Source organism: Pseudodesulfovibrio senegalensis (assembly GCF_008830225.1).
Lineage (GTDB): Bacteria > Desulfobacterota > Desulfovibrionia > Desulfovibrionales > Desulfovibrionaceae > Pseudodesulfovibrio > Pseudodesulfovibrio senegalensis.
On the sequence record NZ_WAIE01000001.1, the window covers coordinates 1,211,482 to 1,237,900 of the forward strand.

The 26,419-nt window shown below is 50.2% G+C and carries 23 protein-coding genes and 1 tRNA gene; 7 read left to right on the forward strand and 17 right to left on the reverse strand.

Features of this window, described 5'->3' with window-relative positions:
• Nucleotides 1-104: 104 nt before the first annotated feature.
• Both F8A88_RS05715 and F8A88_RS05720 read right to left on the reverse strand, forming a co-directional pair.
• On the reverse strand, nucleotides 105-2,342 hold the full coding sequence (locus F8A88_RS05715) for a carboxyl transferase domain-containing protein (protein ID WP_151150104.1): 2,238 nt from the start codon (nucleotides 2,340-2,342) through the stop codon (nucleotides 105-107).
• A gap of 8 nt (nucleotides 2,343-2,350) precedes the next feature.
• Nucleotides 2,351-3,769, reverse strand: a complete 1,419-nt coding sequence (locus tag F8A88_RS05720) for a biotin carboxylase N-terminal domain-containing protein (RefSeq protein WP_151150105.1) — start codon at nucleotides 3,767-3,769, stop codon at nucleotides 2,351-2,353.
• 246 nt (nucleotides 3,770-4,015) lie between these two features.
• Here F8A88_RS05720 and F8A88_RS05725 point away from each other — a divergent pair, with 246 nt between their 5' ends.
• A complete protein-coding gene (locus F8A88_RS05725; RefSeq protein WP_151150106.1) occupies nucleotides 4,016-5,278 on the forward strand; it encodes an NAD(P)/FAD-dependent oxidoreductase in 1,263 nt (420 codons plus the stop codon).
• A gap of 51 nt (nucleotides 5,279-5,329) precedes the next feature.
• On the opposite strand, the gene F8A88_RS05730 is transcribed toward F8A88_RS05725, so the two are convergent.
• A complete protein-coding gene (locus F8A88_RS05730; protein ID WP_151150107.1) occupies nucleotides 5,330-7,534 on the reverse strand; it encodes a CHASE2 domain-containing protein in 2,205 nt (734 codons plus the stop codon).
• Between the two features lie 87 nt (nucleotides 7,535-7,621).
• Nucleotides 7,622-8,347, reverse strand: coding sequence for a sulfite exporter TauE/SafE family protein (locus tag F8A88_RS05735; protein WP_151150108.1), 726 nt, complete (start codon nucleotides 8,345-8,347; stop codon nucleotides 7,622-7,624).
• A 148-nt stretch (nucleotides 8,348-8,495) separates the two neighbouring features.
• Here F8A88_RS05735 and F8A88_RS05740 point away from each other — a divergent pair, with 148 nt between their 5' ends.
• Entirely contained in the window at nucleotides 8,496-8,678 is a 183-nt protein-coding gene (locus F8A88_RS05740) for a ferredoxin (protein ID WP_151150109.1), read from the forward strand.
• Nucleotides 8,679-8,684: 6 nt separating this feature from the next.
• Nucleotides 8,685-10,715 carry a cache domain-containing protein gene (locus F8A88_RS05745; protein ID WP_161598344.1) on the forward strand — a complete coding sequence of 677 codons (2,031 nt, stop codon included), beginning with the start codon at nucleotides 8,685-8,687 and terminating at the stop codon, nucleotides 10,713-10,715.
• A 114-nt stretch (nucleotides 10,716-10,829) separates the two neighbouring features.
• Here F8A88_RS05745 and F8A88_RS05750 read toward each other — a convergent pair whose 3' ends face one another.
• Nucleotides 10,830-11,183: a NifB/NifX family molybdenum-iron cluster-binding protein gene (locus F8A88_RS05750; protein WP_151150111.1), complete on the reverse strand. Its 354-nt coding sequence runs from the start codon at nucleotides 11,181-11,183 to the stop codon at nucleotides 10,830-10,832.
• 159 nt (nucleotides 11,184-11,342) lie between these two features.
• On the opposite strand from F8A88_RS05750, the gene F8A88_RS05755 reads away from it, so the two are divergent.
• Nucleotides 11,343-11,783, forward strand: coding sequence for an alanyl-tRNA editing protein (locus F8A88_RS05755; RefSeq protein ID WP_151150112.1), 441 nt, complete (start codon nucleotides 11,343-11,345; stop codon nucleotides 11,781-11,783).
• 484 nt (nucleotides 11,784-12,267) lie between these two features.
• Here F8A88_RS05755 and F8A88_RS05760 read toward each other — a convergent pair whose 3' ends face one another.
• The 12 genes from F8A88_RS05760 to F8A88_RS05815 all read right to left on the reverse strand — a co-directional run bounded on the left by F8A88_RS05760 (nucleotide 12,268) and on the right by F8A88_RS05815 (nucleotide 23,250).
• Complete coding sequence (locus F8A88_RS05760; protein ID WP_151150113.1) at nucleotides 12,268-13,164, reverse strand: hypothetical protein; 897 nt, start codon at nucleotides 13,162-13,164, stop codon at nucleotides 12,268-12,270.
• 635 nt (nucleotides 13,165-13,799) lie between these two features.
• Complete coding sequence (locus F8A88_RS05765) at nucleotides 13,800-14,408, reverse strand: BglII/BstYI family type II restriction endonuclease (protein ID WP_151150114.1); 609 nt, start codon at nucleotides 14,406-14,408, stop codon at nucleotides 13,800-13,802.
• Between the two features lies 1 nt (nucleotide 14,409).
• Complete coding sequence (locus tag F8A88_RS05770; protein WP_151150115.1) at nucleotides 14,410-16,011, reverse strand: DNA cytosine methyltransferase; 1,602 nt, start codon at nucleotides 16,009-16,011, stop codon at nucleotides 14,410-14,412.
• Between the two features lie 262 nt (nucleotides 16,012-16,273).
• Entirely contained in the window at nucleotides 16,274-16,831 is a 558-nt protein-coding gene (locus tag F8A88_RS05775; protein ID WP_151150116.1) for a recombinase family protein, read from the reverse strand.
• Nucleotides 16,832-17,287: 456 nt separating this feature from the next.
• Nucleotides 17,288-17,563, reverse strand: coding sequence for a KilA-N domain-containing protein (locus tag F8A88_RS16115; RefSeq protein WP_421958081.1), 276 nt, complete (start codon nucleotides 17,561-17,563; stop codon nucleotides 17,288-17,290).
• Nucleotides 17,530-17,838 (reverse strand): KilA-N domain-containing protein, encoded by a 309-nt coding sequence (locus F8A88_RS15960; RefSeq protein WP_338325283.1) that lies wholly within the window; start codon nucleotides 17,836-17,838, stop codon nucleotides 17,530-17,532. The genes F8A88_RS16115 and F8A88_RS15960 overlap by 34 nt, the downstream gene beginning before the upstream one ends.
• Nucleotides 17,839-18,030: 192 nt before the next feature.
• On the reverse strand, nucleotides 18,031-18,660 hold the full coding sequence (locus F8A88_RS05790) for a virion core protein, T7 gp14 family (protein ID WP_151150118.1): 630 nt from the start codon (nucleotides 18,658-18,660) through the stop codon (nucleotides 18,031-18,033).
• A 220-nt stretch (nucleotides 18,661-18,880) separates the two neighbouring features.
• Nucleotides 18,881-19,108 (reverse strand): hypothetical protein, encoded by a 228-nt coding sequence (locus F8A88_RS05795; RefSeq protein ID WP_151150119.1) that lies wholly within the window; start codon nucleotides 19,106-19,108, stop codon nucleotides 18,881-18,883.
• Between the two features lie 890 nt (nucleotides 19,109-19,998).
• The gene (locus tag F8A88_RS05800; protein ID WP_151150120.1) at nucleotides 19,999-21,666 is read right to left on the reverse strand and encodes a site-specific integrase; all 1,668 of its coding nucleotides are present in this window, start codon (nucleotides 21,664-21,666) and stop codon (nucleotides 19,999-20,001) included.
• Nucleotides 21,667-21,758: 92 nt separating this feature from the next.
• Nucleotides 21,759-21,854, reverse strand: a tRNA-Ser gene (locus F8A88_RS05805).
• Nucleotides 21,855-21,933: 79 nt separating this feature from the next.
• On the reverse strand, nucleotides 21,934-22,434 hold the full coding sequence (locus F8A88_RS05810) for a nucleoside deaminase (RefSeq protein WP_151150121.1): 501 nt from the start codon (nucleotides 22,432-22,434) through the stop codon (nucleotides 21,934-21,936).
• 3 nt (nucleotides 22,435-22,437) lie between these two features.
• Nucleotides 22,438-23,250: a phosphoribosylformylglycinamidine synthase subunit PurQ gene (locus F8A88_RS05815; protein ID WP_151150122.1), complete on the reverse strand. Its 813-nt coding sequence runs from the start codon at nucleotides 23,248-23,250 to the stop codon at nucleotides 22,438-22,440.
• Between the two features lie 175 nt (nucleotides 23,251-23,425).
• Here F8A88_RS05815 and F8A88_RS05820 point away from each other — a divergent pair, with 175 nt between their 5' ends.
• From F8A88_RS05820 to F8A88_RS05830, 3 genes are read left to right on the forward strand one after another with little or no spacing between them, the layout of a single operon-like run.
• Complete coding sequence (locus tag F8A88_RS05820) at nucleotides 23,426-25,063, forward strand: CTP synthase (protein ID WP_151150123.1); 1,638 nt, start codon at nucleotides 23,426-23,428, stop codon at nucleotides 25,061-25,063.
• Nucleotides 25,064-25,068: 5 nt separating this feature from the next.
• Nucleotides 25,069-25,878 carry a 3-deoxy-8-phosphooctulonate synthase gene (gene kdsA / locus F8A88_RS05825; protein ID WP_151150124.1) on the forward strand — a complete coding sequence of 270 codons (810 nt, stop codon included), beginning with the start codon at nucleotides 25,069-25,071 and terminating at the stop codon, nucleotides 25,876-25,878.
• Nucleotides 25,871-26,395: a KdsC family phosphatase gene (locus F8A88_RS05830; RefSeq protein ID WP_151150125.1), complete on the forward strand. Its 525-nt coding sequence runs from the start codon at nucleotides 25,871-25,873 to the stop codon at nucleotides 26,393-26,395. The genes kdsA and F8A88_RS05830 overlap by 8 nt, the downstream gene beginning before the upstream one ends.
• Nucleotides 26,396-26,419: the final 24 nt, after the last annotated feature.

The window sequence follows — 26,419 nt, forward strand, 5'->3', positions numbered from 1 at the left end:
TGTTCCAGAATTGTTACGATTGCTCAAAAAAATGCCCGTCCAAATGTAACAAAAAAGGCGGAAGCCGAAGCCTCCGCCTGATGATTCGAATGGTGAACCGGTGATTATCGATAATACAGGTTTCTGCCACCGATTGTCAGGAAAGCCTGATGCAGATTCTTTCTGATGTCCCGACGGTCCCAAACGCCCTGGATATGGCCGCGGGACAACGCCTTGTAGCAGTTGTGATAGTCAGGCGGGATATCCACCCCCGTGGTTTCCTTGATCACTCCCGGACCAGCAAAACCGATTCGTGACGAACGAACCGCATATTGGTAGGGCGAACAACCGAGAAATGAAGCCAGGGGGCCTGCGTAGGAGTTGGTGTCGTAGAGCACGATATACAGCCCGCCAGCGTCAATGTAGCGACGCACGGCCATGGTCACGCGGGGCATTTGGATAAGACCATTGACGCCTTCCTGAATGCGGATTCCGGCAGTACCGTGAATATATGCAAGGAATGGCTGGTGTTTTTTCTGGGCGAGTTCAAGGGCACGGATGAATTTTTCACCCTCGGCAGCTCCGACCGACCCGCCACGGAATTTGGCCACCAGCATGGCGCAGGTCAGCCGAATGCCTTCCAGCGACGTGTTGAACGTCATGCACCCGCTTTCCATGTTGTTTTTCTGTTTGGCAGCCTGAACACGTTCGTCGAAATCGGGGAAATTGGTCGGGTTTCCGGCCGATATGTTTCGGTTGAATTCCAGAATGGAACCAGTATCGAACACGTTGTGGAGATACCACTGATATTCCATAGGAAAGTGGTGACCGCAGTTAGGGCAGACGCCAGCATAATCAGTAAAGAGGTCGCGCGCCCAGATGTCGAGACACCCACGTCGGTCGGAGAAGGGGCAGGATACTTCTCTGTCGATGGCCGCTTGAGGGCTGACATACCCGCGCCCGTTGGTCTCCGGCATTGATTTTTTCGGTTCGGAAAGACCGGTCAGTTCCATTTCCACCTGTTTCGACTTGGAACCAAGTCCTATCTTTTTCAGGATGCCGTGCCATGCCGAACCCAGCTTTCCGGTCACCACGTGAACTTCGTCCGTGACTTCTTCTGCAATGCGGGTGAAACGCTGTTGGGTTGGTTTGACAATGCCGTATGCTATGGCCGCATACGTGGTGGAGATGACACCGGAGCGTGCCGCATTGACGCGTTCCCAAAAAGTTCGCTTGTCTTCATAGGCGTGCCGGGCCAACGCTCTGTATTTTTTGAAACGACGGTCCAGCAGCCGCTCTCTGGCCCTTTCAGTCAGGTTCCAACGAACTATGACATCGGCATCCCGCTTGAACAGACGCATGGACAGTCCACGCAAAAAACGCATGCTACGCACGCTCAGCGTAACTTCGTCCGTGGCATGAATAACCTGTTCGCGCAGCTGACGATAAAAATCGAAATGCTCGGCACGAGCGCCCAGAGGAGGCTCCTGCACGATTTCATCAATATAGCCGTTGGCGAGGTTGTCCTGCGCAGTTATGCGCTGATGTATGGCACAGCGTTCAATCAGTTCCTGCGAGGCCCTTTGCGGAGGACGGATGCGTCCTTCTATCGCTGCCGCGCCTTCGGGTGAAATGACCGAATAATATCCGTGTGAAAGCATGAGACGTTTATCGGCCATGCCGATGGCTTCGGCGCCGCCCGAGCCTCCCTCGGAAAAAATAGCGATAATCGGAACGTTCAGTCCACACATTTCGTAAATGTTCTCGGCTATTTGCTGAGCAGCTCCCGGAAAGTCCTCGACAGGATACGAACCCGGAGTATTTACGTAGGCATGAATGGGAATTTGTTCCCTGGCAGCGACTTTCATATATTTCAGAGCCTTGTAATTCCCCCAAGGCTTGATGGATCCGCCGTTGCGGAACTCTTCGCCGTGCCCCTTTTCCTGTCCCACGACCATGACCGGCTGGTTGATGATGGTCTTACCTTTCCTGCGCGTTACATAGGCGCGCGCAATAACCAGGCCGGGATCGATGCTGTGTTCGTCCTGCCCGCCGATTTCATTGTAGTTGTCATAAACGTTTTCAAGGATATCCTTGAGACTGACCCGTTGCGGATGCCGCACGATACGGACTTTGTCCATGGCCGAGAGGCGCGCATCAAGTGAGACCTCAAGGGTCTCCATGCGTTTTTGCAGGGCTTTGAGCGCATGAGAGGATGCCTCTTCGGAGTCGAAGGCGTTGGGGTCATATTCCACAATGCGACGCATGAGCTCATCCAGTTCGGGACAATCCTTGTCGGCAAGGATTTCACGTGCATAATCAGCTCGCTGCTGCAATTCGGTCTTTTGTTTTTCAAGACTCATATCGGTATCTAGAACTCTAGCAGGTTGTCGGTTTTCTTGATCAGGAAGGGGATATTGGTTTTCATGCCCATTCCGGTGGAGTCCTGGCCGTTCAATTTCAAGGAAGCCAGGAAGTCGAGACCACGCTGTTTGGCCTGGGCAAGATCCTTGCCCCAGATGATGGCCAGTGCCAGATTCGGGTCATATTCCGTAGGGATCTGGTAATCTCTTGTGCGCGGAACATGCGTGTGCACGGAAAGCCATTCATGATCCGGCCAATCCAGTTCCATGATTTTCCCGACCCAGGGGGAAAAGCCGTTTTCCGTGTCTTCGGCGATGATACGATATTCGATGCTTACTCCATCGAAGGTCACGTTTTTTTGCACATAACCGAGTGGCTCACCAAGTGCCGCTCGAATCTGTTCACGAATGAGGTTCACATCCGAGTCGCCCTTGATGGAAGCGATGGATGCCGAAGCTCCATTTTCAACCTGAATCCGGGTGTTCACTTCCATGAGAAAAGGATCACCGTTCGGGGTGACGATCCACTCCCATGTCCCGACGTTATCGTATTTGATTTCGCGGGCCATGGACAGGGAATGTTCCACGATATCATCCAGGACGGACGCAGCATCAAATGTATAGGCCAGATCCGCAGGCCAGAATCCGGGCGCTACTTCAATGCGTTTTTGCAGCCCCGGGCTCTGGACTGAACAGTTGCGGGTGGCAAAATGAACGGGGTTGAGACCTGTTCTGTCTGCAACAATCTGAACTTCAAGGTGATTGAAGTCGAATATGCGCTGTTCGATCAGTACTCCTTCGTCGTTGAATGTACGAAGCGAGTAATTACGAATACGCCGGTATGTTTGCCGAAAGCGGGCCATGTCTTCGACCTCGTCGATGCCCATACCGCCGCCTCCCGCAGAGGCCTTGACCAGCACACGCGGTTTTTTGATTCCCTGCTTTTCCTGAAATTCAAACAGGCTTTGTGCAATGGACTCGGCTTCAAGCTCATCATAAATGGCCCTGTCTGAACCAGGGATGGTGGGGACGCCAAGCTTGCGAGCAAGACGTTTGGTGTTGATCTTGTCACCCAGATCGCGAATGACCCACCATGAAGGACCGATGAACGTCATGGGTCTATCCCGCTCAGTCACTCTCCGAGCAAAGCGGTAGTTTTCGGAAAAGAAACCGTATCCGGGGTGGACCGCCGTGGCCCCGGCGTCATCGGCAACAGCCAGAATGTCTCCGGCATCGTTGTAGTTTTGAATTCTATATAATGATTTGTCTCCGCCCAGTTCGCGAGCCTTGTCCACATGCCCGGAATCGGCATCCTCGGCAGTATGCAAGGCAACGAATGGCAGTTTCAGGTCGGCGCAAGCTTCCATGATGCGCACCGCGATCTCGCCTCTGTTGGCAATCAGTATTTTATGTCCATCAATAGTCACGACTGTGAGTATTCTCCTATCTCTGATTTTCGCGAGCTTGCTAGATAGCGGGTCTCCGGGGTTCTGGCAAATTTTTTTGCATTTTAAAATGTTTATTTCAAACGCATGTTTTCCCTTCTCCGCTGCCGCTTCTTTGGAGTAGCCTTTTTACGAAAAAATCGTTATCAACATTTTGTACGTTGTCGCAACCAAACTCCATTTACAAAAAATGTGAATGTGACATTTTTCTCAAGAAGGTGCGCGTTTATGAATTACGTTATTGTCGGAAATGGTGTCGCCGCCATCGGGGCGGTGGAAGGTATCCGCGAGCATGATACGGAAGGCAACATTCTGATTATCAGTGACGAGGCTGTCCCTACGTATGGTCGTCCGCTCATTTCATATTATCTTGCGGACAAAATCAAACTGGACACGCTTCCGTATCGCCCCGAAGAATTTTACAAAGACAACAATGTAACCATGAAGCTCGGGGCGCGGGTGGCCTCCGTTGATGCGCAAAAAAAAGTCGTGTCGCTCGAAAACGGGGAAGAAATACCCTATGACAAATTGCTTCTGGCTACGGGGGGCTCCCCTTCCACACCGCCTATCGACGGGATCGACGGTCCAGGAATTTATCATTTTACCACGGTCGCTCATGCGGACGCCCTCAAGGACGTCGTCGACAGGGTCAAAAAGGTGGTCGTGATTGGTGCAGGCCTCATTGCCCTGAAGGCAGCAGAAGGCTTTGCGGTTCGCGGCGTTGAAGTAACCATGGTCGTTCGGTCCAGAATCATGCGTTCGTATTTTGATGAAGCCGCGGGCAACATGGTTGTGAATCACCTTGAAGAAAACGGTCTGCATTTTGTGCAGGGGGCAACTATTGAAAAAATCGAACGTTTTGCTGACGGCAACGTCAAGGGCGTTGTTACGGATCAGGGAACGTTTGAGGCAGATGTCGTTGTCGTTGCAGCTGGCGTGCGTCCCAACATGGGCCTTGCCAGGGAATGCGGCCTGAAGGTCAATCAGGGCGTTGTGGTGGATGATTACATGAGCACCAGCAACAAGTCCGTGTTCGCGGCAGGGGACGTTGCCGAGGCCAAGGATATGCTTACCGGCGAGTATACCGTGCGTCCTATCTGGCCCAACGCCTATTCACAGGGGCGATATGCCGGTTTCAATATGGCCGGCGCGGATAAACCGTATTCCGGCGGCCTGAGCATGAACTCAATTACGTATTACGGCTTGCCGACAATTACTGTTGGCGAAACCGTGTTCAAGAATGATGATGAAGTCGAAATGACAATCCACGAAGACGCGGAAGCTTCCGTCTACCGCAAGTTGATTTTCAAAGATGATATTCTTGTCGGCTGTATCCTTATTGGCGATATTGATGCTGCTGGATTTTATACCAGTTTTATCAAAAACAGGTTCGTCCTGGACGCCGAAGCAAAGAAGTTACTCATGGAAGGAGACCCATCTCCTGCCTTGTGGCCTGATGAATATATTGAGGCCATGCTCACAAATCCTTAGTAGTATTAGTTCATTATGAATATAAAAAGCCTTCGGTGTTCCGAAGGCTTTTCATTTTTCTGTATGGGTGAAAATGCCGTCCCATTCAAGCGGCGGGTTCCGTTGTAAGCCCTTGCAACGTTCAAGATACAATGTATACAGCCTGCAATCAGAAAACCGGTCGGTCAACTGTCGAAAGATGCTTTCTGCATGTTCAAAATTGCCTTCATGATAGGCGTTCAGGGCTTGTTGGTACATTTCAAATTCTTCGGCACGCTTTTGCGCTTGTGATGTCGTAGCCACGGTATACACCGTAACAGCCGATTTTTTGCCTTTGACGCGAACACGATCCAATTCCAGAAAGACATGGCTGTTGCGGCATCCGTCCACAATGGACTGGCTGACGACGATTTTCTGGCCATAGTATTTGCATAGGCTTTCAAGACGCGAGGCAAGATTAACCGTGTCACCGATGATCGTATAGTCAAACAAATCCTTGGACCCCATGTTGCCGACCCGAACCACACCGGCATGGAGGCCTATGCCGATTTCCATGGTCAATCCATATTCTGTTTCAAATGCTTTGTTCAACACATCAAGCCGTTCAAGCTGAGCCAACGCGGCCTGCACAGCCAGGTCCTGATGCCCGGGAATGGCTATGGGGGCATTCCAAAATGCCATGATTGCATCGCCGATGAATTTATCCAGCGTGCCGGAATGACGGGTAATGATCTCGGTCATGGGCGTCATGTAGTCGTGGAGCAGGGCGGTAACCTGGGTCGGACTCAATTTTTCTGAAAGGGTCGTGAAGCCGCGAATATCCGAGAACTGAATCGTAACGTCCGTTTCCATCCCTTCCAGGCTCAGGGAAGAAGGATCGTTCACTATCCTGCGTACAACGGCCGGAGCCACATAATGGGAAAAAGCGCCTTGAATGAAACGTTTGTCACGCTCTTCGCGCCAGAACTTGATGACCACAAGCAACGTGAAGCTTAGCGCCAAATTGATGTATGGATATAAGGGGGATACGTATAAGCCTTTATTTTCAAAAAGGGACTTCGCTCCCAACCATAAACCGAGCGCGAGCGCAGCAAGCGGCAGTGGCACCCATATGCCCTTTGCCCATCCCACCAAAAGTGTGGTGATCATTCCCGTGACCACAATTGCCACAAGTACGGCTCCCGGTCCCCAATCCGGATCAACAAGGAATTGTCCGGAAAGGATATTGTCGACGATGGTGGCATGTGTCTCCACGCCCGGATAGTAGGTGTCCAGTGGGGTGGGGCGCAGATCCCGCAGTCCACTGGCGGACGTGCCTATGAAAACGATTTTGTTTTGGATACTTGAGTTCGGAACTGATCCGTTGATGATGTCTGCTGCACTGATATAATTGAAGGTATGGGAAGGGCCGCGGTAATTGATCAACATCTGGCCTTTTTTGTCCACGGGTATCTCCTGTTGCCCCAGACGAATGGACTCCACGCCCAGCGAAGAAAGCTTGACGGCCACGGACCTTGTCCCGAAAGCCTGTTTCAATGCGGCCAACGCAAGACTTGGGTATATCGCGTCTTGGCAGGCAATAAGCAGAGGTACGCGCCGGAACAGGCCGTCCTCGTCAGCAGCAATAGTGATGAAACCGAGAGCGGGCGCATTGTGGGCCAATTGCTCCAGCGGACAGATGATCCCGGTTGCTTCATGCAAAGCCTTATTCAATGGCGGGGCATTGTGCGTCGCAAGTAGAATCACTTTTTCGGCATGTCGAGCACATGCTGATTGGCTTGGCTTTTTTTGAGGCTGTTCAGCAAAATCCATGTCCATGCCGAAAACAAAGGGGCCAAGGCTCAAAAGGTTGGCCAAAACCGTATCGTTGTCCACAAGTTGATGGGGAATACCGGAAAAATGAAGGTCTACATGAAGATCTCGTTTGAGTTGGGCGCGAAGCACGGCAAGAGAGGTATTGTCCGGTTCTGCGAAAATAATATCGGTAGCCACGGATCGGGCGCCCATGTTCTGCAGAGTTCCCAAAAGCAGGGCAACTCGATAGCGGGGCCATGGCCATTGACCGAATTGTTGCAGACTTTTTTCATCAATATCAACAATAACAGGTACGTCTGTGGCTTTTGGGGAGTGGGATGCAATCAGAAGCTGGTCGTATACCTTGTAATCCAGCAACCTGAGAAACGAAGGCTGAATAATAAACAGAAGCACGGTGATGCATGAAAGCATGAACCCTGTGGCGGGAATGAGCATTCGTTCGGTCTTCAGGCTTTTTTTCATGAAAATGACTCTGTTTTCAACGTGGAAACATGTTTTTCATACCGTGTTCTTGAAACTTTTGTCCATGATAGCGCCCATACAGAACGGTCAAAGCAATGATTTTGCAATAAGCATGATGCCCAGAAAACAGATCAGAAATCGAACAAACAAACGGACCTGCTGTTCGTTGAGTCGTTTATAGACGACGCTGCTGAGTATTTTGCCCAGAATGGTTGCAGGAATGCCCACGGCCAGCGCGGATATGACTTTTGTTGTGATCAATCCGCCTGCGTAATGGGAAAGGCAGTTTCCCAAGCCTGCAAAAAGAAAATATGAGACCATGGTTGCCCGAATGCGTTGTGCATCCCACGGCTGCATATAAAGATACATGATAATAGGGGGACCGTTTGCCCCAATGCCGCCACCGCAAATGCCGCCGAAAAAACCAGCAACGTATGACCAGGCAGAATGCAAAATCCTTTTCCTGGCAGGCATGAAGGTCATGAAAGCCAGGTATAAAAGTACCACGGCTCCCAGGATGAAAAGCAAAACGTTGGCCGGGAGATATTTGAGCCCATATACTCCAAGGGGCAGTCCGAGGCATGAAGCGGCCAGCATGGACAAAACGATTTTCAATTGGATGCTTTTCTGAAGTTGAAGACTAATCAGGGCATTGAGAGCCAAGGCGCACAGACTAATAAGCGGCACGAGAAACCTGATGTCGAATTCAAGGGCCAACAAGGGAAGCGACACGAGAATGATTCCGAACCCGGAGATCCCTTGAACAAAGCTACCGAACAAAATGACGGCAAAGAGGTATGCATATTCCGGCATGAGAAGAGCAGGCTACTGAATGGACTGGCCGTTGACAACTGAAGATGTAAAGAATCCAACAAAGAATCCTTGCCATAAAAACTCGAAAGGGAGTATGGATGAGTATCGTGTAATTGTATTGTGGATTAACATATCTTGGAGGTTTGCCATGGCTATTGTCATCGACGAGGAAGCCTGCATTGGCTGCGAAACCTGTGTTGAACTCTGCCCGAACGTTTTTGAAATGGATGATGACGGTGAAAAGGCTGTTGTTGTCGCGCCTGATTCCGACGACGAATGTGTGGAAGAAGCCATAGACACCTGTCCGGGTGAGGCGATTTCAAGAGAATAACGTTCTTTGTATTGTTTAAACGAGAAAAGCCGCGATATCGCGGCTTTTTTTATAATACCACGGCAAGAAGAGCGGGGTAGGATAAAAAGCAAGGAACAATTAGCCATGCCTCAAAATCGAAAAAAACAGATAATATCAAGGCCGCTCTGGTTCCGTGTTGCCGTACCCACTGTCATTTCCCTGCTACTTTTTTGTTACGCACTGTTTTTTATTCATTTCCCTTCGATAAAGACCAGTCTGATGGATCATAAACGAGCTGCAGTCAAAAACCTTGTGCAGGCTGCCTGGAGTATATTGGAAGAGCAATACCTCCTCGAAAAAAAAGGACAATTGTCGCGCGATGAAGCACAAAGGCAGGCGTTGGGCATTATTTCCTCCCTGCGTTACGGCAATGAAAACAAGGACTATTTCTGGATCAACGACCAAAACGGGATCATGCTTTCACATCCGTATCGCCCGGATCTTGTTGGCAGCAATGTCCTGCATATGCAGGATTCACGGGGCAAACAGTTCATTCTGGAATTTGTACAGACGGTCAAAAAAAAGGGGGCGGGGTTTGTCGAATACATGTGGCAGTGGAAAGATGATCCAGCTCGGGTCGTACCGAAGATATCGTATGTCAAGGGCTTCAGGCCGTGGGGATGGATTATCGGTTCGGGGCTGTATGTTGATGATGTGGAAGCACAAGCCCAGAAGCAGGTGGAAGAGTTTGGGGCGGTCATTGGTTTTGTCCTGAGTATCGGCTTTTTGCTGGCCATGATTTCGGTTTGGCAGGGGAAACGGGCAGACAGGACTTTGGCCGCAAGCCGGGAAAAATTTCAAGCCATATTCAACCAGACATTTCAGTTCATAGTGATCCTTTCACCTTCGGGAATCATTCAGGAAATCAATAAAACCGCTTTTGAGTTCTACGGGGGAATTGAGGAAGACCTGCTCGGCAAGCGCCTTTTCGAAACAACATGGTGGAGTCCCGTTCCTGAAATGCGGAAGCGGTTGTCCGAGGCCGTAAACAAAGCTACCTCAGGCCAAATGGATCGTTTTGAATACAAGCGGTCGGATTCCCATGAAGATATGCGTGTCATGGATGTTTCCGTAAAGCCGGTTCATGATTATGAGTCCGGGGAAATCGAATATCTTGTGGTTGAAGGTCGTGACATAACGGACAAATGGAACGCTGAGCAGGAACTGCGCTGGCTGAATGAGGAGTTGGAGATGCGCGTTCAGGCGCGCACCATGGCTTTGGAAAAGTCGTTATCCTCACTCAAGGAGACGCAGGACCAGCTTGTGGAGTCGGAAAAAATGGCCTCGCTCGGTGGGCTTGTTGCCGGAGTCGCGCATGAAATCAATACCCCGCTCGGTATAGGCGTGACTACGACTTCGTATTTGGATCAGAAGATAGATGAAATGCTGGAAAAGTATGAAAACGAAACTATTACGAGGGCGGATTTTGAAAAATTCCTGCACGTGAGCAAAGAGTCGGCAACCTCATCTCTGCTCAATCTGACACGCGCCAGTGAACTCATACACAGTTTCAAGCAGGTGGCTGCGGATCAATCTTCCGAATCAAGGCGTGAGTTCGAACTCAAATCATATTTGGACGAAATACTCCTGAGCTTGCACTCCATGTACAAGAAGAGCGGACATGAAGTCACGATATATGGTGAAGAAATCGAATTAAAAAGCTATCCCGGGGCCATAATGCAGATAATGACGAATTTGTTGAACAACGCGCTGCAACATGGATTTGAGGAAAAGAAAAATGGAAAAATTACGATTACGACAAGCCGCAGGGATGGCATGGCCGTTATCAAATTTGCCGACGACGGGGCGGGCATGAACGAGTATGTGCTGAAAAGGATTTATGAGCCGTTTTTCACCACCAAGAGATCACAGGGCGGAGCCGGGCTGGGCATGCATGTGGTCTACAATCTGGTCAACCGCACGCTCGGTGGAACAATCCAATGTTCCAGCACACAGGGGCAGGGTACCGTGTTCAACATTTCCATCCCTGTGGATGCACCACGAAACGACACGTGATCAAGGCGCGACGCTCAGGCCCTCTCTTGACCTGATGCAACGCGGCGTCCATGAAAAAGGCCCGTCTCGAAACGGGCCTTTCTCTATTATCTTGTAATGGGCAATCGGCCGGAGTCAGTGATTGCCGCAATCATGGTGGTCGCACAAAATGTGCTGGTCCTTGACCTCGCCTTTGATCCAGCGTTGAACCAGCTCGTCGATGTCGCCGGAGCAGCCGCGAACCACGGTAATGTCACTGGCGTTGAGCACGTTCACGGCTCCCTGGCCCATGTTTCCGGCCAGCATGACGCCAACGCCTTTTTCCTGTAAAATGGACGCGATATTGGACTTGCAGCCGCAGCCGGTGGGTGAGTCCAAGCGCTCCTTTGACTGCACGGCATTGTCTTCAATGCTGTACACTGTGAAAAATTCGCAATGGCCGAAGTGGTCGTCAACGACCGTGCCGCGGGTGGGTACAGCGATCTTCATTACCATTATCCTCCTCAAGTGGTTTGGTTTGAACGGCACCGTCTACACGACAAAACCGTTTCTGAAAAGTTTTTCAAAACATTTGCAGACCACCAAGGTATATAAACATGCTTTACGAATCCGCAACCGCTGGCTATGACGGCGCAAAGGAGAAAGCCAATGGGCAAATCGCACGATCCGCGCATGCACAGCGCGGAGCACATTCTCAACGGCGTCATGGTCAAGACATTTGGATGTGAACGCTGTTTCAGCGCACACATCAATCCCAAAAAGTCGAAGTGCGATTATCGCTTTGAACGTGCACTTGCGGACAACGAGGCCGCAGACATTGAACGGGCCGTGAATGAACAGTTGGCGCGCAATCTGGACGTGAGCGAAGAGACGATTTCACGGGAGGAAGCCGAAGACCGTTACAACCTCATGCGCCTGCCACAGGGCGTGGACAGCGTACGCATCGTCAAGGTCGGAGATTTCGACGCCTGCCCATGTATTGGCGAGCATGTGAAAAATACCGCGGAGATAGGACGGTTCGTGCTCGGATCGCACGATTTCAAGGATGGAGTGCTACGCCTGCGTTTCAAGCTGACCGCGCCTTGCTGACACGAAGGCTTTTTGTCTACATGAATGCTGGTTACCACAATCTATGCACACTCAATAACCTTCAAAAATACAAATGATTACCATTGGGACCCACCTGATTAAGATAAGCCGATTTCGATAGAAAACATGAGGTCGCAACACGACGAGGCGTAACGATTAATTCGATATTGTGAAAGAATACGAACGGGATTTTGAAAAACAAAAAAAGGGTTCGGATTTTTATCCGAACCCTTTTTTTGAAATATGGCGGAGAGGGTGGGATTCCAAAAAAGGAACCATCAGCCATTGTTATCATTGATGTTTTTGTCTTCGTATTCTGGCTCTAGTGTAGCAGTCTGGTGTGGCAGTTAGCAAGATTGTATTGGCGTGCTTTGGTGGAGACTGGGAGAGCTGATTGCCCCCACCAAAGTGAAGGATAACTCCCTGTAATCGTTTGGCCGCATCTTTGGCCCGATGTGAAATAGCAGTTGGATTTGTATCACTCCTATGTGAAGATGTTGTCAACATGCCTGTTTGGAGAATCATTTTGGGCTTCCTGCCAATCTTTAAATCGTTTGTTTTGTGCTTGTATTTCTTTATCGGTCATTGCCGCATATGGTGGAAGCATGCGAAATGTGGATAAGGCAACTTGGGGGAGTTTGAGTTGCCCCTTTGTTTGAAGTTCTGTTCTATTTGTTTCACACCAATTAATCAGATGGTTGATGTCAGCAAAGTCAGTTTTTTGTAGGTTGAATAAATATACTCCCAAATATGTTTGCCTTGGCATTTCGAGTTGAATGTCTAATTTGTGAATATTGTTAATGAATTTCATCTTATCAAGAAAGTTACCCAAAATGGAATGGATGTATCCGTAAACTTTTGGATCTAGATGGGTGACATATTTATCAAGTAGTTTGCTGCATTGTTCTTCAAGATTTACTCTACTGTCTTCAAAATGTGTAAACCAACTTGTTTTATGAAGAACATTGGCTTGTTTACTAAGATCGAATCGGGCCATTTTATTGAATGATTCTGGGCAGAAAAATTCGGAGAGTTGAGTGGGGCGTTCTTCGGAAACAGAAGCATCGTAGACAGTTTCCCACAATGAAATAAAATTAGATATAAATGAGTGGATATCTCTATAAATTGCGATGTTGAGCGGAAGATAGTTGAGGCGTTTTTGGCGATCAATTATGTTCTGAATTACGGCGATTGTTACGATTACCCCTAAGAGCTCAGTAAAGAAATTTAAGCCGAAGTCCTTAAGTTTTTCAGTGAAAAGCCAGCACAGTAGGGATATGGTGAGTAGGGTCAATATTATTATGGATACAGTTATTTGAACCTTGCTGAGGCCCGTATACCTGTAGATAACCCATTTTATAATTTCGTCTAAATGATGCATCTATTTCTCTCAATTTTTATTAGTATATCATTTTCAACAAAGACAGGTGCACCCCAAGACAAGAACACGCAAAGAGAAAGCCTGTCCAGCAATGTAAGCAGGGTGGGCAATTGCGGACGTTGTACAGGCTATCTGATTCGGCTCCTCGCCCAAGAGACCGGCTAGGATGCGTCAGAAGCGAAATATGCAGGCCGAATCCAGTCTATCTTTTGATGATCCGGTACAAAGTCTGGTGGCAGATGCCGAATTTGAGACGCCTCGTTTCGTTCAACAAGAAAGCCCTTGAAGATTGTTTCAAAGGCTTTCTGATATCCTGGCGGAGAAGGGGTGATTCAAGAAACCTGTCACAAAAAAGCTGTAATCATTGATGTTTTCCCCTTCGCATTCTGGCTCTAGTGTAGCAGTCTGGTGTAGCAGTGGGCAAGAGAAAACCCCTGTCACCATTGAGTTTTCAATGATTACAGGGGGCTTTTGTTCTCGTGGCGGAGAGGGTGAGGTTCCAGAAATGGAACCTGCAACCTTTGTTATCATTGATGTTTTTATCTTCGTACTCTGGCTCTGGTGTAGCAGTCTGGTGGTGTAGTTGGCAAGGATTTGAAATACGGTGCCTGAGTGGTGATGCCTCTTGTAACTCCTTACTCAATTCCTACAATAATCAACGGGACTGCTGGCACTCCTCTTCCTTGGCGTACAAGGTCGTAAAGTGCTCCCTCGTAATAGCCTGGTCCAGAAGACATCTGGCTCTGCATGGACTTCATCGGAAGAACCTCGATGCCTACGTCGATTTTGTCACCAACGAAGAAGGCCATGTGCTTTACGAAGAGGTCGTAGGCGATGAAACTATATTTTCCGAACTGTACTTCGATCGCTACTCGATCTTTTTGAAAATCAGTCTGGTTGTACGAGCGGATTGGGTCTAAACCTGCATCAGCGATGATCTGTTTCTGCTCGTCCTGAGGAAGGTGTAGCGTTTTTCGAATGAGTTTGGCGTCCTTTGTCACCCAATAGCTGGTCCTGCTTTCTGCCCAACCTTCCTTCTCAAGCTCGTTTTTGAACGCACCGTTGATTTCAATCGGACTGAAGAGTTTTTTTCCCTTCATGGTCTTTTCCTTGCTGACCTTGGTCCGATACTTCTCTGCATCAATAGCTTCAACCGCAGTCTCTATCTCCTCCCAGAGAGCCTTCCTGTGGTACATCATCCATTCAAAACCGTTCAGGTGGGAGTAGGTTTCAACGATCTTCATATCAGCTCCGTGAGAAATTCTGCGTGTTAAACCAAGCACCAACAAGCAAACCTGCGAGGATGGCATGAGAGTTCAGTGCAATTTTTCTAGTTCCGTTACCTGCGGGGTTTTCATAGCCGTAAATGGCTTTAAGTACAAGTCTTTCTATTTTTATGCTGTCAGCCTTACGTACGTGTTTAGTAATCTTCTCTGATACGTTGCCAAGGAGGTCAACCACCGCAAAGGGGCCAAGACCATCAGATCGACGTGTCCAGGAAGCTTGAAGCTCCTCTGCGGACGTTTGGGTCAGTATCTCGGCTAATGCCTCGGTTTCATATTCGAATAGCTTGTTGATCGTGTCATATATTGGTGTGTCAGCAATGGAGTGCAATAACTCCTCATTTAACTTGACTTTTTTATATGCCTTGGAAGGTCCATGATAAAAATCAACAGCCCACTGCGTGTCGGGCGAGAACGAGTTGGTCAGTTCAAACCTAACCCCACTCCCAAACCTCAACCCAGGCAAGGCAGCTCGGAATTTTCGTTTGACAGGAAAACGTCTGCCGTTGACATCTGGACGTGTTACCTTAGGGAGTTGTTCAGGCGTTTCCAACGGTTTTCCGGAGAGGACCTCGGGAAGCATCAAATCATCCCGTTCAACCTCTTGAAGAGCCTGTGCAAGGAAATATGTGAAATATGGAGGAATAGCGTTTCCAATCATCTTCAGCTTGTTCGAGTAGCTGCCGCCGTAGAACTGAAAATTAATCGGAAAACCTTGCAGCATCGCTCGTTCCCGAGGATTGAGCCTTCGGACGCAGTCATCATTCTCCCCATCAGGAACAACGATGCTCTCGCGGGAAACTCTGGTACAAGTTGCGGTTATAGTTCTGCTTGGCCGATCCAATTTATCTGGGAAACTCATCAGGTTGTAGACGGGATGATATGATTTAGCCTCCCTGTTCATCCGAGCTTCCTCTTCATCGAGGCACGGTTCGGCTTCCAGTTCCGTCACCTGATCCCGAGGCAACGAAAAACCGTATAGAAAATCATGAACGTCCTTCTTCCTACATGTGTCTAAGACATCGCCTAGCGTACGCTCTACGCACACCGTGCGGTAGCTTTCAAGCAATTCTAATGGGAAATCACCAACCAACGCTCTACGGCGTTTTTGCGGTACGCCATATTCGGACATATCAACAACGGTCACGACCTTGATTAAATGAGCGAACTTGTCGAGGGCATCGCCATTTTTAAGTTCTTGACGGACGATATTTGCAAGTCTGGGGACGTTCTCAAAAATCCAATACTTAGGACGGATATGATCGACAACTTCAAGAAATTTCCAGACATCCTTCATACCCTCATTCAGGTTACCACTGCCGCCTCTATTCGAAAAAGAGAACTGGGTACAAGGAGGGCTGCCAACAACGAAGTCTATATCTTTGGGCAGACTTTTTACGTCGATTTGGCGGACATCAGTACAGGAGTGGGTTGTCCCGAAATTCTGATTATGAGTATCAATGGCTTTGTCCCACCATTCGTAGGAGGCTAAGACATCAACGCCTGCCAATTTAAGGCCGAGAGTCCAGCCGCCTATTCCGCTATAAAGATCGATCGCATTCATTATTTTCACAGTAGTAATAGTTTTGGTTGAATTATCTATTAGGTCTAGTCAAGTTTATCCTTGATTGGAATCGCGTGCTGGGGCCGAAAAAGACAGATACACCCCAAGACAAAAACACGCAAAGAGAAAACCCGTCTAGTAGCGTAGGCAGGGCGGGCATTTGCAGACGCCGTATGAGGCGCGTTATCTTTCGATATGATGTCAGTGTAGTGAGACTGCGTCAGGATGCGTTACAGGGCGAACCTGGAAGCCATATTTCCTGCTATCCCTGGGCAATGACACGATAAAGAGTCTGACGGCTGATACTGAACTCTGTGGCAAGAGCTTTCTTCTCCTCACCTTCACCGCAACGCTTCCTGATCTCCTCCATCTGTTCCTGGGAAAGCTTCGGCTTCCGTCCCTTGTACTTACCAGCCGCCTTTGCTTTGGCGATCCCTTCGGCTTGACGTTCTCGAATGATGGCTCGTTCAAACTGTGAGACCGACCCCAGCACCTGGAAGAGGAGAGTCTGCGTTGCGTCCATCTTGCCAGCCGAGAAGGTCCAGCCTTCCTTGTGGAATTTGACCGTGACGCCTCTTTGGGTGAGTTCTTGGACTGTGTCTTCAATATCCCTCATAGAACGCGCCAGACGGTCCATGCTGTGGACGTGGAGAGTATCACCATCACGGAGGTAGTCCTGGCATGCTTGAAGCTGTGGGCGCTTGGTGGTCGCTCCACTGATCTTTTCTTTGTACGTCTTGTCCAAGGTCACCCCCTCAAGCTGTCTGTCCGTGTTCTGGTCTACCGTGCTGACTCTGATGTATCCAATGTGCTTGCTCATGATTCGTGTCTCCGTATGAAGTCGTGATTCGTTGTTGTGTCTCAATTGGGTTTAAAGCCAAATGAGAATCGTGTCAACAAAATGGTATTGACTTCAATGTGACACATAGCCACTGGCTTCCTGGCTGGTCGGCCTGTGTTTCATATGGGTGTACCCTATTGAGACATAGGGCTAATGGTGCATATTTGCATATTTAGAATTGTTCAAAGCTGATTATCTTCATCTTTTATAAGTGACCGGGGTGTATCCTCCGGTCTTTCTTGTCTTAGGCAGGATTTCAATTGTGTGATATTCCCACCTTTAGATTCTAATATTTCAATGGAGTACTTGGTGTAAGCCAGAGCGATCTGCCAGTGGGTAAGAGTGCCGCCGTAGCGTCCCTTGGTGATCTTAAGGTACATATCTGTACCTTTAGAAATGTCACTGTGAGTGACCTTTGGTTCAGCACAAAGAGTATCAATGAAGTTGTGGAAGGCAAAAGGTCATATTTCCGACCAATAAGCTCTTTGGTGATCTTAATACAATCCTGAGTTGCATTATTCTGATGTACCGCTTGATGATCTTGTTGGCAGCGATGTGGAACTTAGGGGAGAGGTACTTCGCGTAGGCCAGAGCGATCTGCCAGTGGGCAAGGGTGCCACCATAACGACCCTTGGTGATTTTCACTAATTGTGCTTGAGAAGCACATTTAAGTTCTTTCACCAACGCATTGATGAAGTTGGTAGTATCCACCTGACGGAGCCACTCAGCTGGTTTATGCTTGTTAAGGCCAAGGCGATCTGCCAGTGACCGAAGGTGCCGCCGTAGCGTCCCTTCACGGATTTCAAAAGCAGGATATTCTGGCTTTTAGATTTGAGGGTTTCGATGAACTCCACGGTAGAGGGAAGCACAAGCCAGTTATTGGGGCGTTTGGAGTGGTCGGAACCCTGTGCTTTCCACAGCGTGGTCAGGTTCACCAGTTCTCCGTCGAAACGAATCTCGACGCCGTTGATGGTTGCGGGGGCAATCCCCTATAATTAGAAAGTGGTCATAGTAAGCGCATAATTACCGCGAGAAGGGCGTTTAGCTGAGAGAATGGCGGATGTGTTGGGTTGAGGGCAAAAAATGTCTTAGAAAGGAAAATACACTAAAGATATAGCCGAGGTCCAGTTGACTGACAGAACGAAAGACCGTGGTGATAGTTGTAGAAGGGATGACCACTAAGTTTGAAGGCTCTCTTTGCGATACCTCCTATAGTTATCCAACGTGCTACCAGCAAACCCAAGACCAGCGGCCAGTGCGCTTGGCGTGTTCACAGGTGCAGGGATGTAGTTCTGCTGCGACTTGCCTCGGTTCTCTGCGGTCTGCCAGTAGCCCTGGACAGCGATGTCACGGGACACCTTGTCGTTGTCGAGCTGGTCTTTGAGTGAACCACGGTATCGAGCTTCCTGACGGTAGTAGTCCGACAGGAGGAAATTCAGGGATTGACCAGCCCCCTCCGAGGAGGCCATGGCGGTACCTACGGCTTCCTTGCGTTCACGCTCGATGCGTTGGATTTCTTCGGAGGCCGCTTCTTCCTTCTGGATGAGGGCGATGTTCTCAGCGGCGGTCTGGTCGATGTATTCCTGCACAGCGAACTCAGCATTCTGCTCTGCGGCGGCATTGTGAGCCTCTGCCATCTTGTTCTGGTAGCTGGCTTGAGCTGACGCCTGTTCAGACTGCATCATGTAGTTGGTTGCGGTTGAAGCAGCGGTGACAGCCATGGAGGTCCAGAACATTTGTGCAGCAGTTAATCCGGCGGCTGGGGCGCACATAGTGGTGATGCTCCTTATGGTTTGGCCGCCAGACATGGCGACTACAGTGGGGTTAGTTGGTCGGGTTGGTAGAAAAAAATAGGGAATGACCATCGAGCATAAAAGCTGTGGGCATTCCCTATTAATTATATGATGGAGAGTCGGTACGAGAAGACGAACACTAACCGGGGTGAGATCAGTTCCAGGTTGTTGTTCACTGACTGTCCTTCATTATGAGTTGTGTATTGTAATTTTATGAAACGTCACCATCTATCTTTTACATAAAAGATGGTAGATCGTCGTAAGCCTCGTCCTGACCAATCATATCAACAAGGCCATTACGAAGGGTGAAAGCTTCCTCCACCTCTTTGTCCAGTTCATCCTGCTTTGCTTGTAGAGAGGCTATCTGGTCTTCGATTTCAAGTGATTCTCGGTATCGATTGACCAGGGTCTGATCAAGGCGGCGTATGAGATTGAGAGTAGTAGATTCAGTTGTATTGAGCATAGCGGCTTCCTTCATGTGGTTAAATGGTGAACAGAAAGCCGTAACCTTACCACGCTTTAGGTGCCTGTCAATTCATACGTTCCCGGATTTATTGCACTTGCGTAAGTGTAAGGCTTTCATTCTGACAATGGACACCCTTCACACTAGATAGGGTATAATCCTACTCGCGCCGTTATTGAGAAGGTATCAAGGCAGTTCTCTCAAGGAAGGTAGGGGCATGGGGGGAAAGTAAGAATCTTTCATAACTATACAATCGCTCAGATTTTTGAACCAAAATAAAATGGTATGGTTGGATGGTAGGAGGAGGATTGGAAGGAGGACCATGACCATCATACCCTATGAAAATCTTAATGACAGGCTAAAGATAACCTTAAGTAATCCTAATGATAACCCTATAGTAAACCTATAGAACATCCTTCGGGGTTACCCTGTAAGTGAGGGTTAATTCTATCCACCCGGAATCATTGGATTAAAATCAAGCGCCTCCAGATGAATTTTCTCTGTAATTCTCGATACCTGCGATAACGGCCATATCGAGCGCACCTTTGCCCTGGTCAAGGAACAATTCCAGCTCCTTCTCAAGGAGTTCTTTCTGGTGCTGTTTGACTCGCTGATCTGCATCCTGGGCCAGGAAGCCACGGTAAAGCGTGGTAAGCGGTCTGGTTGTGTGAGTATGGAGAATCACGCAGAAACGCCCACTTGAAGACATGCGCCGTCAGTGTAGATCATAACCGTGCTCATCTTGTCTGGGGTCTTTGATTATGATCAAGGGGACAATAAATCCCCGGTGTCTACCACTCAACGCGAAACAGGTTACATTCTGGCCTTTCAGAGTGTCGTGTCACGCGCTATCGTCTATAACACTCCGTATTTTAAGGCTTTACTTTAGTTTACTTGTTTTGCAACAAATGGCCGAGGTCCAGCCCTGGGTACACCAGCTTCTCAATACCCGCTGCCAACTGAGTGATAGGGTAAGCATCGCTGCCATATTTGCGCCCCTCAGTCCTGGGTGCATGTCCGGTTAGTGCATCACTGATTTGTTCCTCAACTCCACCTTCACGGAAGCCGTCCTTGGCTGCATGCCGGAAGGAGTGAAATACCTTGCGCTTGTCGGTGATGCCATGCTTTCTCGCGTATCTTCCCCACCACTGTGAGAATGACGCAGTGATCTGACCCTGGTTCGATCTGACCTCTGGAAATAGTCGGCCTTTCTTCATTGAGTTGGCGTACTTCAGGATACCAAGTTTAACCAGTTGAGGATGGATAGGGACGCGCCTCTTGGATGATTCGGTTTTACGCCGTTGACCTTCTCCAACCGTGGTCATGTCGAAGAAAGTGACGCCTCGCTCTTCCTTAATGTCCTCGACGGTCAACTGACCAATTTCCTCAAGTCGTGCGCCTGTGAATGCAGCCAGAAGGGGAAGCCAGTATGCTGCCTCACCACGTCCACCTATGGGGCGTTCTCCATTAGTGTAGACCGGGAAGCGAAAAATCTTGTTCATGTCCTCCACGCTGTATGGAAGGCGTGTCGTTCCTTTCACTTTGGCTGCTTTGACCTTTACCTTGGATGCTGGGTTGTGATCGATGTAGCCGTTGTCCACAGCCCAACTCAGAATCGCACCTATTGCGCCGAGAGCTTTGTCATTGACGGTCCTGGGAGATAGTGTCCTGATATTTTGATTCTTGGCGGCGTACTCCAAAGCCTTTGGTACGGTCATGCCTTTGAGTTTGCCTGTAAATCTTGAGGGTAACCGGAGCATGGCATCCTTGAAGTCTCTGACATGGGGCTTGGTAATCTCACCCACTGGAAGGTCTCCATGGAGTTCAGCGAATCGTCTGACATAAATTGCGAAATCTGTAGCTGTTTTTTTCGGTCCTCCTCCTGCAAGATGCTCTTTGGCCCACATTTTGTGAATCTCGGTGATGGTAGGCGTGGCGGCCAGGGGGTGATTCTTTTCTGCTGTGGGCATGGGGGCGGGTTTGGTAGGAGTCGGTATAGGCTGCCCACGGTGTCTTTCCCTCATGACTTTATTGGCTTTCACGAAGCCTTCCAACAGTTTCATTGTCAGCTTTTTGAAATCCTCTGTGTCTTTGTCCAAGCTAATGCCTTGTTCAGCTAGGAGTTCTTCGGCGTAGTCCTCAATGCTCTGTGTATCGCCTCTGGCAAGCCGTTCTCTTCCTTCTGACTCTAGGGTCTCCAGGAGTTCCTTGTAATCAGCATGCTCAATCTCACTCAGGCCGTTAGTCCGTTTGTCTTCATCTTCTTTGAGTTCATCGTAGTAGGCAATCGCTGCAAGCCGCTCAATCTCGATCTGAGAGAGTTCCCTGATTTGAACAGTGGCATGCTTGCGGCGTTCTTCTGCAAACTCCTGATCAAGCTTCATGGTCTCAATACGGTATTTCTCCACAGCATCATGGTAGTTGCTTGTGCGAAGACTGCGTGTGATTTCCTTCTTGCCGTACTGCTCTTGAAGGTCGACAGGCACCTTACGTCTGAGTTGATAGTTGTTGGTGCCTTTTCGCTTAGTCAGCCCTGGGTATTTTGCCATGTCTTCCATGCCCTCTGGTGTAGCAGTCAAGTGTAGCAGTGGGCAAGAAGAAACCCCTGCTATCACTGGTCTTTCAATGATGACAGGGGCTTTTGTTCTCGTGGCGGAGAGGGTGGGATTCGAACCCACGTACGGGCTATTAACCCGTAACTCGATTTCGAGTCGAGCGCGTTACGGCCGGACTTCGCTACCTCTCCACATTGGCTCGGCACATGGCTGCGCTGAGCGGAGGATGTTTATAAACATACTCGCCGCAGGATGCAAGCGGGAATTGGCTCATTGTTTCCGGCGCTTGAGAAAAAAACGCTTGAGCGTATCCGCGCATTCGTTTTCCTGAACGCCACCCACATACCACATCCGGTGGTTGGCAAAGGGCAGGGCATGTCCCGAAAGGTTGGACACCAACGCCCCGGCGCGGGGGTCAGTAGCTCCGAACACCACTCCGGCCACGCGGGCGTGGATGAGCGCACCCACGCACATGATGCACGGCTCCAGTGTCACCGCCAGTATGGTATTGCTCAATCGGTAATTCCCTATGGATTCGGCAGCATGTCGCAAACATAATACCTCGGCATGTGCCGTAGGGTCATGCAGGCTAATGGGCTGATTGTGCGCACGAGCCAGCAGTTTGCCGGAATGGGAAAACAGGGCCGCGCCAATGGGTGCCTCGCCTACAGCGGCCGCACGGAAAGCCTCTTCAAGGGCAACATCCATGAAACTTCGCCATGAGCAGTCCTGCGGCGGCTCGGGTACGGCCATGCGCTGCACAGAGTCCATGTTCTACTGCGCCTTGAGGTATTTCACGCCAGCCTCCAGCAAGGCCATGCCGATTTCGTCGGTCACATCTCCACGCGTCCAGTGCGGATGATTGGTCGGATGGTTGAACGCCTCGGGGTGGGGCATGAGTCCCAGAATACGGCCCGAAGGGTCGGTCAGACCCGCGATGGCCAGCGGTGATCCGTTGGGATTGTATGGAAATTCCTGAGTGGGCTCCATGGATTCCGGATCGATATATTGCAAGGCAATCAAGTTGTTTGCCTTGATTTCTTCAAGTAACGCTTCATCTTTTGGGATGATCTTTCCTTCGCCATGACGAACCGGAACATAGAGGGAGTCAATACCTTTGGTAAATACGCACGGAGAGTCCGCATTGGGCTTCAGATGCACCCAACGGTCTTCATACCGCCCGGAATCATTGTAGGAAAGGGAAACCTGTCGTTCAAAATACTTGCCGCCTACGGCCGGGAGCAAGCCGAGCTTGACCAACAGTTGAAAACCGTTGCAAATGCCGAGGATAATGCCGCCGCGATCGAAAAAGGCCTTGAGTTGATCCAGCAGGGCCTTGCCGTCATCGGTTTCGGACCACCGCCACCTGTGTGCTGCGGCCTGGGCCGCCCCGAGGTCGTCCCCATCCAGAAAACCGCCCGGGAAGATCAGGTAATTATAATCATCCATTCGCGTATGACCGGCGGAAAGGTCTGAAAAATATACGATATCTGCGGAATCAGCACCGGCTTCGCGAACAGTATGTGCGCATTCCTGTTCACAATTGGTGCCATATCCGGTAATAACAAGCGCGTTGACGCGGGCCATTAAAGTTTCCTCCCGATATTGACATTGCTGAGCGGCCTTGCAAAATAAGCGAAGTGCCTCGTCGTTGGGCAAGTACATACTTGTGCCCAAGGCGTCCGTCAACAAAGCAGTAGTACACGCCGCCACGCGGCTTTTTGTTTATTTTCAAAGGATTAACCAAGGAGCATACCTCCAGATGAAAACCAAGTTCATATTTATCACCGGCGGCGTCCTCTCTTCTCTCGGCAAAGGGCTGTCTGCCGCATCTATCGGAGCGCTGCTTCAGGCCCGGGGCATGAAGGCCACCATCCAGAAACTCGATCCCTATATCAACGTGGATCCGGGGACTATGAACCCTTTCCAGCACGGTGAAGTATTCGTAACCGACGACGGAGCGGAAACCGACCTGGATCTGGGGCATTATGAGCGCTATCTGGACGTTCCCATGAGCCAGCGCAATAACTACACCTCCGGCTCCATCTACAACACGGTCATTGAAAAGGAACGGCGTGGTGACTATCTGGGCGGAACTGTGCAGGTTATTCCGCACGTGACCAACCAGATCAAGGAATCCGTGTTGAACATGCCCAAGGATGAAGACGTCGCGCTCATCGAGATCGGCGGCACCGTAGGCGACATCGAAGGCCTGCCGTTTCTTGAAGCCATTCGCCAGCTCAAGAACGATATCGGCAAGGAAAACGTCCTTTACATCCACCTGACGCTGGTGCCGTACCTCAAGGCTGCAGGCGAGTTGAAGACCAAGCCCACCCAGCACAGCGTCAAGGAGTTGCGCAGCATCGGCATCCAGCCTGATATCATCCTTTGCCGCTCCGAGGTTGAGTTGGATACGGACCTCAAGCGCAAGATAGCCCTGTTCTGCGACGTTGACCCGGATGCCGTGTTCAGCGCGGTGGACGTAAAGAGCATCTATGAACTGCCCCTGAAATTCTATGAACAAGGTGTTGACCAAAAAATCGCCATTTTGCTCAAGCTCCCGGCTAAAAATGCAAATCTGCATCCTTGGGAAACGTTGGTGGACACGCTCAACAACCCGCAAGATACGGTCAAGATCGGCATCGTGGGCAAATATGTTGACTTGACCGAAGCATACAAATCCCTGCATGAGGCCTTGATCCACGGCGGCGTGGCCAACAACGCCAAGGTTGAACTGGAATACGTGAACTCCGAAAAGATCACGGCCAAGAACGTGGAAAAGAAGATGGCCGGACTGGACGGCATTTTGGTCCCGGGCGGCTTCGGTTCCCGCGGCGTGGAAGGAAAAATCCTTTCCATCAAGCACGCCCGGGAAAACAAAATTCCGTTTTTCGGCATCTGTCTGGGTATGCAGTGCGCCTGCATCGAATACGCACGCAACGTGCTGAACATGGAAGGCGCCAACTCCGAAGAATTCGACCTGAGCACGCCGTATCCCATCATCTACCTCATGAAGGAATGGTACGACTTCCGTACCAAGAAAACAGAGGTGCGTGATGAATCTTCGGAAAAGGGCGGAACCATGCGGCTCGGCGCCTATCCCTGCAAGCTCAAGAAGGAAACCAACGCCTTTGCAGCCTACCAGACTCCGAACATCGAAGAACGCCACCGTCATCGCTTCGAATTCAATAACAAATTCATAGAAGATTTCTCCAAGGGCGGCATGGTTCTTTCAGGCACGGCTCCGGATGAATCTTTGGTGGAAATTGTGGAACTGCCGGATCATCCGTGGTTCCTCGGCTGCCAGTTCCATCCGGAATTCAAGTCCAATCCCATGCGTCCGCATCCGCTTTTCCGCGAGTTTATCAAAGCCGCCAAAACGGAAAAAGGAAACAAGTAATTCGCATGAACAGCGCGAAGCTTCACGAAAAATGCACGCAGAGACCGTTCATCATTGCCGGTCCCTGCGTGATCGAAAGCCGGGAAATGGCCCTGAGCACCTCCCGCGTCATCAAGAGCATTGCCGAAAAAACGGGCTTGACCATCATCTACAAAAGCTCGTTCGACAAGGCCAACCGGACCTCCGCGTCCAGTTACCGCGGCCCCGGCATTGAAAAGGGGCTGGAGATTCTTGCCGAGGTCAAGCGCGAAACCGGCCTGCCCATTATCACGGATATCCATTGGCCGGAACAGGCCAACCAAGTAGCCGAAGTGGCCGACGTGCTCCAGATTCCCGCATTTCTTTGCCGACAAACCGACCTTCTGGTCGCAGCGGCAAAAACCGGCAGCATCATCAATATCAAGAAAGGACAATTCCTTGCTCCCTGGGACATGGAAAATGCCGTGGAAAAGGTGCGCGCTGCGGGCAATGAAAAAGTCTGGCTCACGGAGCGAGGCTCCACCTACGGATACAACAACCTCGTGGTGGACTTCCGATCCATACCCATAATGACGGGATTCGGCGTCCCAGCCGTGTTCGATGCAACGCATTCTGTACAGTTGCCGGGCGGACAGGGCGGTTGCTCGGGCGGACAACGCGAATACGTTCCGGTGCTGGCTCGGGCCGCTGTTGCCGCCGGAGCCTCGGGTGTGTTCATGGAAGTGCATCCGGACCCGGACAATGCCCTATGTGACGGCCCCAATAGCCTGCCGTTGGACCAATTCGAACCGTTACTCGGACAACTCAAGGCCATATGGGAGATTGTTGATGCGTAGTCCAGAAGATCGAGCGAAAAGCATCAAACTGCTCGTTCTTGATGTGGACGGCGTTCTCACGGATGGGGGCCTCTATTACGACGACGATGGTTTGGCCTTCAAGCGTTTCAACGTGCAGGACGGCCTGGGCATTAAACTGGCTCAGGCGGCCGGCCTTGAAATCGCCGTTATCACCGGTTTGGACCAGAAACCCGTGGAAAAGCGTGTTCGCGAACTTGGCATTGAGCATTACCATGCGGGTAACCATAAGAAAGTACCACTTTTCAGGGAAATATGTGATTCGGTCGGTGTTTCTGAAGAACAGGCCGCCTTCATGGGCGACGACTGGATTGATGCTGGCGTCATGCGACGTGCTGGCTTGGCCATGAGCGTTCCCAACGCCTTGCCGGAAATTCTGGAATTGGCACATTGGGTGTCGGACCGCAGTGGCGGCAACGGGGCCGTGCGCGAAGCCATCGCCTTCATTCTCAGGCAGCGCGGCCAATTCGACGATCTCTGGCAGGAGTGGGCCGAATAGATGAATTTGCGTCCGATCTTTCTC